Origin of the sequence: Pseudomonas sp. LH21, from assembly GCF_036549575.1 — a bacterium.
In the GTDB taxonomy this organism is placed as follows: domain Bacteria; phylum Pseudomonadota; class Gammaproteobacteria; order Pseudomonadales; family Pseudomonadaceae; genus Aquipseudomonas; species Aquipseudomonas peradeniyensis.
This window is the reverse complement of record NZ_CP144367.1, coordinates 1,653,188-1,669,773: the sequence shown is the minus strand read 5'-3', so window position 1 is coordinate 1,669,773 and position 16,586 is coordinate 1,653,188. Positions and strand designations below refer to the sequence as shown.

Below are 16,586 nucleotides of genomic sequence, written 5' to 3'. Positions count from 1 at the left end.
AGATTTTCGCGCCCTCGTGAGGAAGCGATTTATAGATCGAGAGCTCCCAGACATACAGTTTGAATCTCGGATCCATCGGAGGTTGTTTCACATTAGCGCTCACAGCTTGGGAGGTGGACACTCTGCCTGCTGGTAAGTCAGTGTGTAGGTGTAATGCCTGTCAAACCTATAGGGCGCATTGCCAGGGGCGGACCATTCCGCGTATTTCCCCGACATACTCACAGCCCCCGACAGCGCTCCCATACCAATGGTCGCTACGTTGCCGTAGTCGGCGAGAGGAACACTGCCATACCAGTGAATTTCATCGCCGTTTGCAAACCATGCACCATTCCAGTTGGCTTCGGTAGTGGAGTACCAGGTCTTGTTGGCCTTGAAACAAACCATCTGCACCGTGGCAGCGGCACCATTAGAGACGTGAAAGGTAGACAACCTCCAGTAGCCTGACGGCACTTCGCCTGCCTGCACAGTCAAGGCCGCACCAAAGGCGATGCCCAAGATCGATACCCGACTCAACATCCTTTTCATAATTTTTTCCTTGAGTTTGTCACCAGCAGGCCCCGTGCCCATCACGGGGGATTGATCACGCTTAAACGCCCCGCTAGTGACGACCACCAAAGAATATGCATAATCGCATAGAAAATCAATGCAAAATTGCATTTCCAGGAAAAACGCTTCGCCATCAACCAGGCCCGCTGGCGCGAGTTTGATGTCCGGGAACTTTTGAAGCTGCTCACCCGAGTAGGCTGTCACCTCTCCTCAAGGCACAGGGCCTGGATCTATTCCTGTACTGCGCCCTACCCACCTAGTGCCCTGTCTCGGAAAAAAGCTGTTCACTTTTCGCTGCGCCTTGGGCGACCGACCAGCGTTGCCACTCGCCAAAAGAGAACGTACTTCCGAGACAGGACACTAGAAGGTTCAAGCTGCCCTTCAGCCCAACGCGTTCAACCAACGCGGTCCACTTGCATCTGCCGGCTGCGCGAGACCCATTGCCCCATCCACCGCAACGGCCCGGGCGAACGCCGCGGGCGCATGTGCGACCAGCGCCTGGAGCGCAGCATCGGACAGCACCGGCACGCCCTGGTTGACCAGTTGCGCCTGAGGCGCCATCAGCACCAGCAGGCCCGCCTGGGAAACCTGCAGGCACAGCTCGATATCCGGCGCCTGGCCCCGACCAAGCCCACCTAGCGCATCAAGCACTTCCTTGCGCACCATCAGGCCATCGCTCGAAACCGCCTGGCAGGCACGCACGACATCCAGCCCCAAGGCCTCACCACGTTCTTCCAAGCCAAGCCCCAGCCAGCTGGCATGAACCTGCCCGCCTTCAAGCAGTTCATAGCCGGCATGACTCACACGCCCGGCCTCGTCATGCATCTGGCAACCGACCAGGCCCACCTCGGGGCGCTGGGCCTGGTTGAGCAGGCTCTCGATCCATCCGGGACTGGACACCTGGCTGCGGTCACTCATCAGCACCAGATACTCACCGCGCGCCTCGCCAATGGCCTGGTTGAGCCGCTCCGCCGAGCTCGCGGCCGGACACGACAGCATCCTCACTCGCCCGCCCAGGCTCGTCTCCTGCCGTTGCTCGCCACGGGTGACCACCAACACTTCGTAGCGTGGATAACGCGTACGCTGCTGGATGCTGGCCAGGCTGGTGCCCAGTTGCTGCATGTCATCCCCGGCATCCAGCAGAATGCTGACCAGCGGCGTGGTCGGATGACGGAAGTCGATGAACAGGCGCCCTTCGTGCCCCTGCTCGACCTGCCCGCGATAACCCAACTGCCCCAGATGTCGACCCAAGGTAACCTGAGCATCCGCGAGCATCGACTCGCACTGGCTGCTACCGATCACCAGGTATTCGTCTATATGCGCCAGGCCGGCCAACCCATTGGCCTCCACCACCCTGAGCAGCAGGTCCAGATCAAGCGCCTGACGGCAGGTGTCGCTGTAGCCGCCTACCTCCAGCACCACCTCTCGACGCAACAACCAGTGCGGGGCCATCAGGTCGGGACGGCTGCGCAGCAGGTCGAAATCCGCCCCTGGCCGCAGGACGCTGACCAGGCGACCCTCACTGTCACGCTGCACCTCGTTGCCACACACAGCCTTGAGACCTTCGGCCTGAGCCAGCTCCAACTGCAGACGCAACAGGCCACTGCCCGCCAGCTCGTCACCGGCCCGCATCAGGATCAGCCACTCACTGGGCAACTGCCTGATCACTTGGTTGAGATGCGAAACGACATTGTCCGCGGTAACCTTCACGAAATGCAGGGTGTCCCGTGCGGTCGTGATCGCCGGCAGGCTTCCAGCCTTGAGCACCACGAGACGGAAGTCGCGCAGGCCGCTGGCCACCACGGTATCGAAGGTCCGCTGCAGGGCAGCGTCATCATCCTCAAGGTCCAGCACCAGCAAGGCGATCTGTGGACGCTGGCCAGCGTCCAGATGCTTCTGCACCCGCTGCCTGGCGGCTTCATCCAGGGTCGCAGCCGCCAGCACTTGCAGCACCTGGCCCGAGGCTGTCCGCGCCAGGCAGCCCGTCAGTTCCGGAGCCCCGACCTGCACCAGGCGATCGAGCCAATGCACCAGTTCCTCGCGCGCCTCTTGCTCATCATCTTCCAGCACCTCCAGCAGCAACTGGCAGACCTGCGGCGAGAACAGATTGACCGCCAAAGCCTCCCAGTACCGCCCGCGCAATGTCATCAGGTTGTCGTTGGCATGGCGCTGCAGCAAGTCGCGCTGGCGCACCCATGCCCCTTCCACCGCGCGCACATGCTCACGCCCCACCGGCCAGGCGTGCACCAAGAACTCCAACTCCGACAACTGGCGGAATACCCTGGCATTGTAATAAGGCAGCTCGACATGCTGGCGAGCCTCGAAGCTGCGCTCAGGCGCATGGACAACGCTGGTCCAGGGCGATGCGAACAGCAGCGTAGCGGCACCGACGGTCGCCGTGGCCAATACGAATTGGCGGAGGATGGCGAAGCCTTCATCTCCTTCGAACTCACCTGCCTGTTGCTCATCCCACTGGCGCAAGGCTCGAATGACCGGCGCCAGCGTATCCGGATCGACTACCTGTTCCCGGCATTCGCTCACTACGAGAGTCTGCTCGAACACCGGGATTTCACCTTGGCGCAACAGGGCGAATGACAATCCTACCAGCCAGTCCTCGCCATCTACCCGCGCCGAAGCATCGGCAAGAGCCGTTCGCAGCGCATTCACCCGCAGCACGGCACGCCAGGGCTGCAGGCCACTGATGGCGTGTGCGAGCACACGGTCACGCATGCCTGGACCGTGCTGAGGCTGTGCTGTTTCACCCAGGCGGTGATAACTGACCGTGCTGTTGCCGGGACGCATGCCCAGCGCGTACCCCTGCACACCCTGCGCCTGCGGATTGGCGGCCAGCCAGACCTGGGCCTCCTGCATCGCCTCGGGCAGCAGGAAGTCGCTGTCCCTGGTCAGCACCACGTAGGGGGCATCGACCTCCTCGAGCACCCGCTTCAGCGCCTCGCGTACCTGCTCGCCACTGCTCCCCTCAATTACGGTGGCGGCATGACCGCTACCGTCAAGGTAGGCAAACGCACGCTCGCGATAACCCAGATCTTCGCTGCCGAGCAGTACGACGTGGGTATCGAGGGGCGACGAAGTGTTTACGGATGTTTGTCCAGTCATGGGGTACCCGATACTCAGATTCCAGTATGACCATGCGCTCGCAGGCGGCACATGGCGTTATCAGTCGGCCAACCAGGCGTTGGCCCAATGCTGCAGGTGACGCTCGTTCAGGACATAGTCGCGCAACACCACTTCACGCAGAGCCTCACCCTGGCGGTAACTGGCGTCGGGATCGGCCAGGTGCATGCGGATCGCGTCAAGCCACTCGGCGGTGCTGTTGCTGGCGACCCGGGTGCAAGGAAGATAGCCATCATAGGCCTTGGTGTCGGAGCAGATCACCGGGAAACCACAAGCGCCATACTCCAGCAGACGCAGGTTGCTCTTGCAGTCGTTGAACAGGTTCTGCTCCAGTGGCGCCAATGCCAGGTCGAGGTTGAGGCTCGCCAGCTTGCGCGGGTACTCCGACATCGGTATGCCGCTGTGGAACTCCTTGACATAAGGCCGCAGCGGATCCGGGCACATGCCGAAGAATACCCAGTCGACCTGGCCCGCCAGGGTCTTGATCACCTCCTGCAGCAGCTCCAGATCTCCCCGATGACTGGTACCGCCCGCCCAGCCTACCCGTGGACGCGCAGTGGTCTGGCGCTCACTGGCAAGGCCGACCCACAGCTTCGCGGCCAGCATGTTGGGCACCACCCGGATATCCTGATGCATGCTCGACAGGGCATCCGCCAGCGGCTGGGTGGAAACCACCACGCGATCGCACATCGAGACACCCAGGCTGACCGCCTCGCGAATATCGGCAGGCATGTTGCGCGAATGATCGTTTCGTTCAGGCACGCCGATGATGTAGTCATCGATCTCGTAGATATGGCGGGCGCTGGACGCACGCACCGCTCGCCCGATCTCCTCGACCGAACTCATCCGGCTGCGGTACTGGAACACGATGACGTCGGGCTTTTCACGCTCCAATTCGATCAAGCCGGGTACCCGGTAGTTCTGCCGCCCCTGGATCCAGCCGGCACTCTCCAGCTCGCGGAAGGGTTGTGAGACCCGGTAATGGCCAACGGCGGACGAGTTGACCGGCAGCGCCAACACCGACGGCAAGACCCGCTCCAGGAACGGATCCCAGCCTTGGCGCAGACCGGGCTCCAGACTGAAGCTGGTCATTGTCAGGCTGAGGTTGCGGTTGTAGGCAGGATCGCGGGCAAGCCTGGCAAGCCAGCGATCGTGGAAGACCTCGCTGTCGGCATTACCCTGCGGGCCACCCTGAACCTCACCTTGCTGACTGGTCAGGCGCGCCACCATCGACATGGGCGTCATGACGACCAGATAGCCCTGCTCTGCGACCCTCAGGCAGAAATCGGCATCCTGCAGCCCACCCTGCAACCCTTCGACATCAAAGCCGCCCAAGGCGTGAAAGACCTCCCGACGCACCAGCAGGCAGTCCAGGGACAGAGCGCTCCAGTTCTGCGTGCAACCAAGCCTGTGCATGTAGCCATTGGCATCCACCGGCAAACCAACAAAGGGACTACCTGCCTCACCGTGCAGCCCCAGCACCAGGCCAGCGCCGAAGACAGTGCCTGATGGCGTGCACAGCTTGGGCCCGACCACACCGACTTCCGGGCGCTGGGCTTGGGCCATGAGTTCAACCAACCAGCGCGGTTCAAAGGCCATGCAGGCGGTGTCGAGCATCAACAGGTATTCGCCGCGCGCGGTGAGACTCGCCTCGTTAAGCCGCGCCACCCGGTTGCCAGCGGACACCTCGACCACCCGCAACTGGTCGCTGCCCAGGCTCTGCATGGCCTGCAGCCATTGGCGCAGGTCAGCCGGGGTATCCGTGACGGCAATCAGCAGCACCTCGAAATTGGCATAGGTGCAATGCTCGAACAAGGACTCGACACAACGCCTCGCCGCTACAAGATCGTCCCCCACACTCACCAGGATCGAAACCCCTGCCTGGGTTTCATGCCGGTAGGCCACGCGGCACAATGCCTGGTCGGATGCCCCGACCACGTCGGCGTCTACCCCGAGTCGTCGTAAATGTGCCTGCACCACACGCGGTGCCTGCGCCACGCAACGCGGATCACTCAACCATTGGGCGAAGTCCCACTGGCAATGCACCAGCAGCTCGTCGACGTGCTCGATGACTTGCAGTCCACGCGTCTCTGCCAAGCGCCAGAACAGATCGTGAGGGGCCAGGATGTCGAAATCCAGATCGAAGCCACCCACCTGGAGAAGTGCCTTGCATTCGAATGCCAGCAAGCGCCCTACATACGGCAGGCTACGCATCAGATCTAGATTGAAATCCGGCTTGAAGATCGGTGTCGACGCACGCAGGTTGTCATGACTGCCTTCGTCGACATACATGCAGACACGATCTCGCAAGGCCATGCGTTCGCCCATGATGGCCAAGGCGTGGGGCACCAGGCGATCACCTGCCTGCAACAGGAACACCCAGTCAGCATCTCCCTGCGCCAGGCGCGCCTGCAACTGCGCAAGACCATTGCCTTGTGCCGGCAAGCGCTCGATACCGGGGGTCTCAGGCAAGTGCATCTCGACTGGCGCGCACACCCAACAGGCGGCTGGCGCGTAGGATTGCTCGGCGAGACTGGCCAAGGTCGTGCGCAAGGCCTGCTCGTCACCTTCCCCGGCCCAGATCACCGGTACGATGCGAGGCCGGGACGGCCAACGTTCGAAACGCTTCGGCAGCAGCTTGAGCTGGGCCTCCGACAAGCGGCGACAATCCAGCCATTGGCTGTAGATTTCCTCGAAGGACAGGCAATCGCTTCCCAGCTGTTGATGCACCCGGGCTTCCTGCAGTGCACGCAGTCCATTGAGGTCGTACTCCTCCCAATGGGCGTCCTGCGCGCCGTCGTAGCACGCCAGTGGTATATAGCGCACCCAGCCTTTGGCCGGCGCCGCCTCACTGCTACGCGCTTCCAGCATCGCCTTGATCCACAGGGTTTCGGTGGGATAGACCAAGGTCATACCGGCTTGATGACTCAGCCTTCCCGGGTGCAGCCGCTCCAGACTGAGGAAGCGCTCCAGATGCCCCAGATTACCGCGCCGCATCATGCAGAGATAAAGCGCCATGTCCAGACGCGCAACAAATCCGCCTTCGACCAACGCGGGCAGAAACTCCTGCACCAGCTCACGGCGCATCAGCGCATGGCTCAATCCGCCAAACAGGTTGGAACCCATCGACTCCAGCGCTTCAAGCAGGTCAGCCCCCTTGACTACGGCATCCTGCGGACACATCAGCATATTCAGCATGCGCGACGGCAGCAGTGAGTCGTCCGCCGCACACAGCATCCGCTGACAGACACTCATGCTGACATCGGCATGCTGGTTCAGCACCGCCGCCTGCTCACTGACACAAGTGCTGAACAGCAGATCGTCGTCACACAGGAACTTGATCAACTGGCCGCGCGCCTGCTCGACACACATCAATAAATTGCGACCGAATCCAAGGGTCTGCGGATTGCGCAGGTAGCGCACCGGTTTGTCGGTTTGCTTGATCACATCGTCGACGATGCGGCAGATCTCGTCGCCACGACTGTCGTCACACACCAGGACCTCGAGATTCGGATAGTCCTGGCTGAGTGCACTCATCAGAGCAGCATGCAGAAAATCTGGATTGAATGCCGGAATGGCGATGCTGACGAGAGCCAAGTGATTCACGATGAGGAACCTGCTGGAAGAGGCCTGCGCACTACCCCGGAAGGGACAGTGCGCAGCCGATGACACGAGGAAGGATCAGATGTAGTTGACCAGCGACAGACCCGCGATCTTGGCAAAGGACTGCATCGAAGCCTGCAGCATGTTCTTCTGCATTTCCAGGCGCAACATGACTTCAGCCGGATCACTGTCGCGGATAGAGCTCTGGGTCTTGGTGTTTTCACCGGCAAGGGCTTCGTTGGTTTCCGCCTGCACGTCCAGCGCCTGGCCACGACCACCGATGGCCGAGATCGACGACGACACCTGGTTCAGGCCGCTGGCGATATTGCCCAGCGCCGCATCCTGCGCGGCGAGGAAGTTCTGCCGTGCCACCGGGTCGTTGTCCTGCGGAGTGTTCAACGCGGTACGGAATTGGCTGATGGTATTGAGAATGTTCTGGTTCTGGTGGGTGTCAGCCTTGATCGCAAACGAGTCGCCGGCATTCGGCGCGCCTGCCAGATCGAACGTCACACCCGCAGCGGTGGCTGTGGTGCCACTGAGTGTGCCGCTGGAGATCGGGCGACTGTCGGCGGTCATCGGCGAAGCGTACAGTTCAAAGTCGGTGGCACTGGTAAACTTGAGCACCGCACCACCACCCGGAAACGCGGCCTTGTAGGCAGCCGGATCGCTGATGGTCGCATCGGTGACTTGCGCCGAAGAGGTATTGCCTGGGCTGCGGGTCCCGGCGATCGAGTCGGCCTTGGAACTCAGGTTGAAGCTGTGACCAGCGATGGCGGCATCCGGATTGGCCTCGTCACCGGCCTTGAAACTGATCTTCAGGCGCAGGTCGACGCCGCGGAAGCTGATTGTAGTGTTGTCGCCCTTGGGGTCGAACTTGCCACCTTGACTGGCTTCCAAGGTCACATCGTTGCCGCCGGCATCAAGGATCTTGTACTCGGTGCTGCTGGTAAACTGAATGCTATAAGGCTCGCCACTGCGGAAACGATCATTGTAGGTGGTGTTGCCGGATACCTGGCCATTGGACAGGCTGACCCGGCCGTCATCGGTGGCCGGCGCGGTCAGGCGGGTCTCGCTGCGGCTGGTGTTGAGCGCCTGCTCAAAGGCGCTGTAGCCGGTCTCGTTGGCGGCCAGGCTGAGCATGTCGCCGACCTGCAGCATCAGGTTGCTCTGGTCGCCCTGGTAGCTGTAGGTGCCGTCGGAGTTGCGCACGTAAGGCTGGGTATCGCCCTTGGAGCCGGAGAACAGGTACTTGCCGTTTTCATCCTTGCTGTTCATCAGCGAGAACAGCTGGTCTTCCAGGGAAGCCAGTTCAGAGGCGTTGGCCTTGCGGTCGGCGTCGGTGAATCCGCCGTTGCCGGAGCTGACAGCCAGTTCGTTGACACGCTGCAGGATCGAACCAATGGCATTGAGCGTGCTTTCACTGCTGCCCAGCGCGTTGCGCACGTTGGTGATGTTGCCCTTGTACTGATCGAGCATGTTCTGCTGCTGCTCGAGCTGCAGCAGGCGCGCAGCGCCGACCGGATCGTCGGCGGCGGTGCGCACGCGAATGAAGTCGCTGGCTTCCTGCGTCGTCTTGTTGACGTTGCCGAAGGTGCGCTCGTAGTTGGCGCTGCTGCTGTTGTAGAACTGCGGGGTGGAGATGCGCACGGTCTACGGCTCCTTAAAGGCTGTTGATCAAAGTGGCGAAGGTTTCCTGGGCCGCCTTGATGATTTGCGACGACGCGGTGTAGTACTGCTGGAACTTGACCAGGTTGCCGACCTCTTCGTCCACGGACACGCCAGAGCTCGAGTTGCGGCTGGTCAGGGCGGAGGATTGCAGCGCCTGGGTGGCGTTGCTGTCCATCTCGGCCTGGTTGGTCTTGCCACCAACGTTGGACACCAGCTTGGCGTAGGCATCGGTGAAGCTGATGCCCTTGCCGTCGGCACCGGTATCGACGGTGGGTTTGGTCTGCAGGTTGATCACCGACTGGGCGTTGCGGTTGTCGGCCGAGCCGGCGCCGGTCAGCGAGACGGTGTAGTTGTCGCCGCCCTTCGGGGCGCCAGAGATGCTCATCTCGAAGGTGAACTTCTTCTGCGTACCGCTGGCGTCGTTGATCGGGTTGCCGCTGCCATCGACCATCGGCACGGACAGCTGCAGCTTGTTCTCCTGGCCGGGGATGATCGTGCCGCTGCCGATGGGGCTGCCCTTGGCATCGAACATGGTGTAGGTCTGGGGCGAGGTCTTCTCGTCGCCGAACACCAGCTTGACCGGCGTCGAGTACTTGAGCCCCGTCTGCAGGTCGGCGCGCTGGGCGGCATCGTAGATGTCCAGCTCGGAAGTCAGCGTGGGCTGGCCGATCAGCCCGGTGCCCTTGTTGCCCGAGCCGCTGGTAGCGGTCAGCGGGCTGGCCATCGCCAGGCGCTTGGGATCGGTGAGCACCGTCTCGATGCTGGCCGCGGCATTGCGGGTGGGGGTGATCTTGAAGCTGTCGCCGGCGATCGGCGCGCCACCGCGCAGATTGAGGGTGAAGCCGTCGATCACCGGCGGCGGATCGGCGGTGATGTCGAACTTGCCCATCTCGGTGTTGTCGGGCAGGCGGCGCACGGTGTACTCGTTGGCGCTGGTGAACGTCACCTGATAGTCGTTGGTGGTCAGCTTGCCGGTGTCCTTGATGTTCACATCGAGGTTGCCGGAGCCAGGGCTGTTGCCCAGCTTGGGCACGCTGCGCCCGGCCATGGCGGCGGCGCTGTTGATGTCGCCGAACAGGATCGCGCCGAACTCGCCGTTCTTGTCGATGCCCTGGGCCAGCTGGCTGTTGATCGCATCGGCCACCGCCAGGGCCACGCGACCCAGCTCGTTGAGCGCAGGGTCCAGAGTGTCCTTGCGGTAGCGCAGCAGACCGCCCAGCTCGCCGCCGGTGGTGCTGTCGGTGATGTCCATCTTGGTCGAGCCGCGATTGAGCACCAGGTTCATGCGCGACGGGTCGGTCGGCCCGGGCTCCACGCCCAGGGTCTGTGTGGTGTTGCCCAGCACCAGCGACTGGCCGTTCTTCAGGTAGATGTCGTAGTTGCCGTCACGCTCGACCACGTCCACGCCGATCAGCTTGTTCAACTCGCGCACCGCGCCGTCGCGCTGGTCGAGCAGGTCGTTGGGCTTGCCGGTGATGGCGGTCATCTTGACGATCTGCTGGTTGTACTCGGAGATCGTCGCGGTCAGCTTGTTGATCTGGTCGGCCGTCGCCGCCATGTTGCTGTTGATGTTGCTGTTCTGCTGGTTGAACTGCGCCGACAGGCTGTTGAAGCGCTTGGCGAGCGATTGGGCGCTGGTCAGCAGCAATTGCCGCGAGGCATCCTCGGTGGGCTTGGCCGAGGCATCCTGCATCGCGCTGAAGAAGCTCTTGAGCGCCGCGGTGATACCGGTATCGGCGCTGGACAGGGCATTGTTCAGCGGGCCAATCTGGTTGAGGTAGGCGTTCGCGTCGCTGGACAGCGACGTGGTGGAACGCAGCTGGTTCTCGAGGAAGGCGTTGTACACCCGGCGCACATCGGACAGCGTGGTGCCGGTGCCGATGAACACCTGGCCGACCTGCTGGCCACCCTTGGTCTTCTGGACGATCTGCTGGCGAGAGTAACTCTCCACATCGGCGTTGGCGATGTTGTTACCCAGGGTGTACATCCCGGACTGGGCGGCGCCCAGGCCAGACATACCGATATTGATCAAACTCGCCATGGTTTCCTGCCCTTAAAGTTTCGTGGTGGTACCGAGCATTGCGTAGCTCTGCTGCGACTTCATCTGTTTTGCGATCTGCGAGATCTTGCTGGCGTAGTTGGGGTCGGTGGCGTAACCGGCCTTCTGCAACTCCCGCACAAACTGTTCTGGTTTATCGGCCGCCCGCACTGCATCTTGATAGCGCGAATTGTTCTGCAACAGGCTCACCAGGTCGTGGAAGCTGTCCTGGTAGCTGTCGTAGGAACGGAACGCCGCGGTCTCCTTGACGAACTGGCCGTTGCGGAACTCGCTGGTGATCGCCCGCGCCTCGCCGCCCTGCCAGCTGCCGGTGGCCTTGATGCCGAACAGGTTGTGACTGCTGCTGCCATCCGGGTTGCGCATGACCGACTTGCCCCAGCCGGTTTCCAGCGCGGCCTGGGCCACCAGGTAGCGCGGATCGATACCGATGCGCTTGGCGGCCTGCTCGGCCATCGGCAGCATGGTGGCGACGAAGGCGTCGCTGTCGGCGAAGGCCTTTTTCGGTGCCAGTGGCGGCTGGGCCACGGCCCGACCGAGAATCTGCAGGTTGCCTCCTGGCGCCGCGAAGCTGCGCGCCGGCTCCCAGTCGCCGACGGCCACGCCACCGGGCGGGATATCGCCACGCCCAGGCAGCGCCGTGGCGTTGGCGGCGGCATTGCCAGCGGACGGCACGATGCCGGACAGCAAGCGATCGGTGAGCTTGCCAGGCAGCGCCAGGCGCCGCGCGTTGAGCGCAGCCACATCGTTACGCGCAGCGCCACTCTCGACCATGTGCGCGGGCTCGGCCACTTTCGAGGCCCACAACGCCGGCGCCTGCCCTTCGATCCTCGGGAACGGACTGGTGTTCGGACGCGCGGCCTTGTTCTTCGACAGCTGGCGCACCAGCACGTCCTGCAGGCCGATACCGCCCCCTTCGCGCGACATGCTCACCGCCAGCTGCTGGTCGTACATGTCGCGGTACTGCTTGACCGTGTCGCTGTTCATCGGGCTGTCTTCGTCAGCCATCACATCGCTGGCCTTGCGCGACGCCTTGAGCATCTCGCTGATGAACAACGACTCGAACTCCTGGGCCACCTTGCGGATGTTGCCCTCGCTGTCGCGATCCCCGCGCTTGAGCGAGCCCAGGCGATTGAGGTCGGTGTAGGCGCCGCTGTCGGCCTGACTGGAAACAAGACTCTTCGAATTCATCCCTGCGTCCTCAGATCACGATCAGGTCGGCTTGCAACGCACCGGCCTGCTTCAGCGCTTCGAGGATGGCCATCAGGTCGCTCGGCGCCGCGCCGACCTGGTTCACCGCACGAACGATCTCATCCAGCGTGGTGCCCGGGCCGAACTTGAACATCGGCTTGGCTTCCTGCTCGGCATTGACCCGCGAACGCGGCACCACCGCGGTCTGGCCATTGGAGAACGGCCCCGGCTGGCTGACGATCGGATCTTCGGTGATGGTCACGGTCAGGCTGCCGTGGGTGACCGCCGCCGGCGACACCTTGACGTTCTGGCCGATGACGATGGTGCCGGTGCGCGAGTTGATGATGACCTTGGCCACCGCCTGGCCCGGATCGATCTCGAGATTCTCGAGAATGGACAGGTAGTCCACGCGCTGGCTCGGGTCCATCGGCGCGGTGACCCGCACCGAACCGCCATCGACGGCCTGGGCCACGCCCGGGCCGAGCAGCTCGTTGACCTTGTCGACGATGCGCTTGGCGGTGGTGAAGTCCGGACGATTGAGATTGAGCGTCAGGCTATTGCCCTGGTTGAATCCGCTCGGCACCGCGCGCTCGACCGAGGCACCGCCGGGAATGCGACCAGCCGACGGAACGTTGACGGTGATCTTCGAGCCGTCGCGACCTTCGGCATCGAAGCCGCCCACCACCAGATTGCCCTGGGCAATGGCGTAGACGTTGCCGTCGATACCCTTGAGCGGCGTCATCAACAGGCTGCCGCCACGCAGGCTCTTGGAGTTGCCGATGGAAGACACGGTAATGTCGATCACCTGGCCGGGCTTGGCGAATGCCGGCAAGTCGGCATGCACCGACACGGCGGCAACGTTCTTCAACTGCACGTTGCCCGACCCCGGCGGCACCTTGATACCAAACTGCGACAACATGTTGTTGAAGGTCTGCAGGGTGAACGGTGTCTGGGTGGTCTGGTCACCCGTGCCGTTGAGGCCCACCACCAGGCCATAGCCGATCAGCTGGTTGGCGCGCACGCCGGAGATGCTGGCGATATCCTTCAGGCGCTCGGCGTGAGCACCGAACGCACAGGACAGAAGCAGGGTCGCGGCAATCAACCGCCTAGCGTTGAACATGGTCATCCGTACTCAGAAGGGCCAGAGCGGGCTGATGAAGAAACGGTCCAGCCAACCGGGCTGGCTGGCATCGGCGAACGAGCCGGTGCCCGAATAGGTGATGCGCGCGTCGGCCACGCGGGTGGACGGCACGGTGTTGTCGGTGGCGATGTCGTCGGCACGGATCAGGCCGGCAATGCGCACCAGTTCCTCGCCGGTGTTCAGCGTCATCCACTTCTCGCCGCGCACGGCGATGATGCCGTTGGGCAGCACCTCGGCCACGGTCACCGTGATGGAACCGGTGAGGGTGTTGCCCTGGGTGGCCTTGCTGTCGCCCTTGGTGGAGCGGTCGCCGCTGTAACCGGCCTCAAGCGTGAGGTCGCCGCTACCCAGCGGGTTGTTGGTATTGGGCACGGTGCCGAACAGCGAGGTCAGGCCGATGTCGGCCTTGCTGTTCTTCTGGATCTGGGAACCGGCGTTCTTGCTCGCCGAGGTACGCTCGTTGAGGGTGATGGTGATGATGTCACCGACCCGGAACGCCTTGCGGTCGGTGTACAGGCCCTGTTCGAAACCGGCCTGGTAGATCGAGCCGTTGTTGGCCGCTGCCGGCAACGGGGTGCGCGGCAGGACCGGCGCATAATACGGGTCGTTTGGCTTGGGCGTCGGCGCAACGCAACCAGCCAGCAACACCACCCCCCCCAGGGCGAATACGGACAACAGACGACTCATGACACTTACCTCATGGTGAAACAGGCGCTGCAACAGCGAGCGGATGATCAGCGGCCCGCCTTGATCGGGCCGCCAGGGCTTACAGCTGCTGGGTGACGAACGACAGCATCTTGTCGGCGGCGGAGATGACCTTGGAGTTCATCTCGTAGGCACGCTGGGTGGTGATCATGTTGACCATCTCTTCCACGGTGCTGACGTTGGACGCCTCCAGGGTTTTCTGCAGGGTGGGGCCGAAGCCGTTCAGGCCTGGCGTGCCAATCTGCGGCGCACCGCTGGCGGCGGTCTCGAGGAACAGGTTGCCGCCGATGGCCTGCAGGCCCGCCGGGTTGATGAAGTCGGCGGTCTGGATGTTGCCGATGACCTGCGCGGCCGGGTTGCCGGGGGTAGTGATCGACACCGTGCCGTCCTGGCCGACGGTGAAGGTCTGGGCATCCGGCGGCACGACGACCGCAGGTTCCAGGGCGAAGCCGTTGGCGGTGACGACCTGGCCGTCGGAGTTCAGGTGGAAGGTGCCGTCGCGGGTATAGGAGACGGTGCCGTCAGGCTGCAGCACCTGGAAGAAGCCACGCCCGTTGACCGCCATGTCCAGCGGATTCTCGGTCGTCTGCAGGCTGCCGGTCTGGAAGTTCTTCTGGGTGCCGACGATACGTACACCGGTACCGACCTGCAGGCCCGAAGGCAGCTCGCTGTCCTGGGTGGACTGCGCACCGGGCTGGCGCTTGATCTGGTACAAGAGGTCCTGAAACTCGGCGCGATCACGCTTGAAACCAGTGGTCGAGACGTTGGCCAGGTTGTTCGAGATGACCGCCAGGTTGGTATCCTGGGCGGACAGGCCGGTTTTAGCGACCCAAAGAGCCGGAAGCATTTAGTGTTCTCCTCGTGCGCCTGTTTTACGGCACCCGTTCAAATGTGATTAACCGATCTGCAAAACCCGAGCCATGGCTTGATCGCCTTCCTCGGCCGCTTTCATCATCTTGACGTGCAACTCGAACTGTCGGGACAGCGCCAGCACCGATGTCATTTCCTCCACGGCATTGACGTTACTGCCCTCGAGGAAACCCGACACCACGCGCACGTTCACGTCCATGTCGGCCGGCTGACCACTGGCGGTGCGGATCAGCCCGTCCTGGCCCTTGGTCATGCCCTTGATATCAGGGTTTACCAACTTGATCCGATCGACCTCGGCCATCACCCGCGGGTCCTCGCCCATGGCGCGGATGCTGATGGTGCCGTCATCGCCGATCTCGACCTTCTGCTCCGGTGGTATGGCGATCGGACCGCCATTACCGATTACCGCCATGCCGTTGCCGGCGCGCAACACACCAAGGGCGTCAATGTTCAGGCTGCCAGTGCGCACGTAGGCCTCGCTGCCATCGGGGGCCTGCACGGCGATGAAGCCGTTGCCGCTGACCGCCACATCCAGCTCGCGACCGGTTTCCACCAGCGGGCCGGCACTGAAATCGGTGGCCGGCCGTTCGCTCATGGCGAACGCACGCGCCGGAAAGCTGTCGCCGAACACCGGCATCGAACGGGCCTGTTCCAGATCACGCTGGAAGCCGTTGGTGGAAACGTTCGCCAGGTTGTTGGCATGGGCCTTCTGCGCCAGCGCGTTCTGGCTGGCGCCGGTCATGGCCACGTAAAGCATCTTGTCCACAGTCATCCTCCGCTGCACGGGCGATCGATTGCCGGTCGCCGTGGCTGTGCGATGCTTCGAGCAAGTTTCGCGCCAATTGCCACAGAAACGACAAAGACCCCGGTTTACGGGGCCTTTGCCGAAAAGCACGCTGTCAGAGAGACAAAATCTCGGCGGCGGGTGCCTGACAGCGGCAAGGCTTGGCCGCCTGCGGCCGCCGTCAGGCGACGCTTGCCTGTCAGGTGATGGTGAAGGTGTCACCGTTGTTGGTCTGGAACGACTCGATGGTGTTCGAACCGGCGTACCAGTTGCTGAGCATCACTCCCAAATCGACAGCGATCCGCGACATGACCCGCGAGCGAATGATGTCGAGCACGGCGAACACCAGGGTGGGCAGGCTGCGACTGGGGATGCCCCGGTCATAGACCTCGAGCATGAACAGGGGGGCCGATCAACGCCAGTAGGTTGATCACGCCGGAGAACAGTGCCGCGCCGACCAGGCATTTTTCAAGGCCACGCGAAGCGCTGCCGGCAGCACGCTCGCGCCAGTATTCTTACTGCTTTCAAAGAGTTCCGACCTTTGGAAAATGACGCCTTCCAGTCACACGAACGGGTGAGATGGCGCGGATCATATCTGAAGCAAATCCGCCAATCGATGACCTCAAGCCATCATTTTTTGCCTTTGGTCAAAGCGACCTGCAACCAGCATTGTCGAACGGCCCGGCAAAGCGTTTCCAGCCCTCGCCCGGCGACCATTGCGAACACACCAGGCGCCCGTCGGCCTGGCTTTCCCAGCGCCACCAGGGCGCCATCGCGGCCTGCGCCTGGAGCAGACAGAGCGCCGCAACAGCGGCAGCGACCAGCTTTTTCATGGAGCCTTTCCTCGAAAACAACGAACCCCTTCGTGCAAAGGGGTTCGTCGACAA

Annotated in this window: 12 protein-coding genes; all 12 read right to left on the bottom strand. The window is 62.7% G+C overall.

Translation table 11 applies throughout. The features are described from left to right. Window positions 1–99: 99 nt before the first annotated feature. Window positions 100–750 (bottom strand): hypothetical protein, encoded by a 651-nt coding sequence (locus VUG52_RS07820; protein ID WP_262974390.1) that lies wholly within the window; start codon window positions 748–750, stop codon window positions 100–102. A gap of 177 nt (window positions 751–927) precedes the next feature. Further along, the gene (locus tag VUG52_RS07815) at window positions 928–3,663 is read right to left on the bottom strand and encodes a glycosyltransferase (RefSeq protein ID WP_262951830.1); all 2,736 of its coding nucleotides are present in this window, start codon (window positions 3,661–3,663) and stop codon (window positions 928–930) included. A gap of 60 nt (window positions 3,664–3,723) precedes the next feature. Next, the gene (locus VUG52_RS07810; protein WP_262951829.1) at window positions 3,724–7,287 is read right to left on the bottom strand and encodes a glycosyltransferase; all 3,564 of its coding nucleotides are present in this window, start codon (window positions 7,285–7,287) and stop codon (window positions 3,724–3,726) included. A 75-nt stretch (window positions 7,288–7,362) separates the two neighbouring features. Further along, the gene (locus VUG52_RS07805) at window positions 7,363–8,931 is read right to left on the bottom strand and encodes a flagellar hook-associated protein 3 (protein WP_262951827.1); all 1,569 of its coding nucleotides are present in this window, start codon (window positions 8,929–8,931) and stop codon (window positions 7,363–7,365) included. A 13-nt stretch (window positions 8,932–8,944) separates the two neighbouring features. Beyond that, window positions 8,945–10,993 carry a flagellar hook-associated protein FlgK gene (flgK, locus tag VUG52_RS07800; protein WP_262951826.1) on the bottom strand — a complete coding sequence of 683 codons (2,049 nt, stop codon included), beginning with the start codon at window positions 10,991–10,993 and terminating at the stop codon, window positions 8,945–8,947. Window positions 10,994–11,005: 12 nt separating this feature from the next. Further along, window positions 11,006–12,199: a flagellar assembly peptidoglycan hydrolase FlgJ gene (gene flgJ, locus VUG52_RS07795; RefSeq protein ID WP_262951824.1), complete on the bottom strand. Its 1,194-nt coding sequence runs from the start codon at window positions 12,197–12,199 to the stop codon at window positions 11,006–11,008. Between the two features lie 10 nt (window positions 12,200–12,209). After that, window positions 12,210–13,319 carry a flagellar basal body P-ring protein FlgI gene (locus VUG52_RS07790; protein ID WP_028691033.1) on the bottom strand — a complete coding sequence of 370 codons (1,110 nt, stop codon included), beginning with the start codon at window positions 13,317–13,319 and terminating at the stop codon, window positions 12,210–12,212. A 12-nt stretch (window positions 13,320–13,331) separates the two neighbouring features. Next, entirely contained in the window at window positions 13,332–14,027 is a 696-nt protein-coding gene (flgH, locus tag VUG52_RS07785) for a flagellar basal body L-ring protein FlgH (RefSeq protein WP_050706703.1), read from the bottom strand. Between the two features lie 79 nt (window positions 14,028–14,106). Further along, window positions 14,107–14,892, bottom strand: coding sequence for a flagellar basal-body rod protein FlgG (flgG, locus tag VUG52_RS07780; RefSeq protein ID WP_050706704.1), 786 nt, complete (start codon window positions 14,890–14,892; stop codon window positions 14,107–14,109). A 48-nt stretch (window positions 14,893–14,940) separates the two neighbouring features. After that, a complete protein-coding gene (locus VUG52_RS07775) occupies window positions 14,941–15,681 on the bottom strand; it encodes a flagellar basal body rod protein FlgF (RefSeq protein WP_262951823.1) in 741 nt (246 codons plus the stop codon). A 217-nt stretch (window positions 15,682–15,898) separates the two neighbouring features. Beyond that, a complete protein-coding gene (locus tag VUG52_RS07770; RefSeq protein ID WP_262951822.1) occupies window positions 15,899–16,096 on the bottom strand; it encodes a hypothetical protein in 198 nt (65 codons plus the stop codon). A gap of 250 nt (window positions 16,097–16,346) precedes the next feature. Next, window positions 16,347–16,532 carry a hypothetical protein gene (locus tag VUG52_RS07765; protein ID WP_050706708.1) on the bottom strand — a complete coding sequence of 62 codons (186 nt, stop codon included), beginning with the start codon at window positions 16,530–16,532 and terminating at the stop codon, window positions 16,347–16,349. Window positions 16,533–16,586: the final 54 nt, after the last annotated feature.

Bases quoted from the DNA above. Each gene is read 5' to 3' on its own strand.
- VUG52_RS07815 (WP_262951830.1), bottom strand. From the start codon at position 3,663: ATGACTGGACAAACATCCGTAAACACTTCGTCGCCCCTCGATACCCAC.
- flgK (WP_262951826.1), bottom strand. From the start codon at position 10,993: ATGGCGAGTTTGATCAATATCGGTATGTCTGGCCTGGGCGCCGCCCAG.
- flgJ (WP_262951824.1), bottom strand. From the start codon at position 12,199: ATGAATTCGAAGAGTCTTGTTTCCAGTCAGGCCGACAGCGGCGCCTAC.
- VUG52_RS07790 (WP_028691033.1), bottom strand. From the start codon at position 13,319: ATGTTCAACGCTAGGCGGTTGATTGCCGCGACCCTGCTTCTGTCCTGT.
- flgH (WP_050706703.1), bottom strand. From the start codon at position 14,027: ATGAGTCGTCTGTTGTCCGTATTCGCCCTGGGGGGGGTGGTGTTGCTG.
- flgG (WP_050706704.1), bottom strand. From the start codon at position 14,892: ATGCTTCCGGCTCTTTGGGTCGCTAAAACCGGCCTGTCCGCCCAGGAT.
- VUG52_RS07770 (WP_262951822.1), bottom strand. From the start codon at position 16,096: ATGCTCGAGGTCTATGACCGGGGCATCCCCAGTCGCAGCCTGCCCACC.
- VUG52_RS07765 (WP_050706708.1), bottom strand. From the start codon at position 16,532: ATGAAAAAGCTGGTCGCTGCCGCTGTTGCGGCGCTCTGTCTGCTCCAG.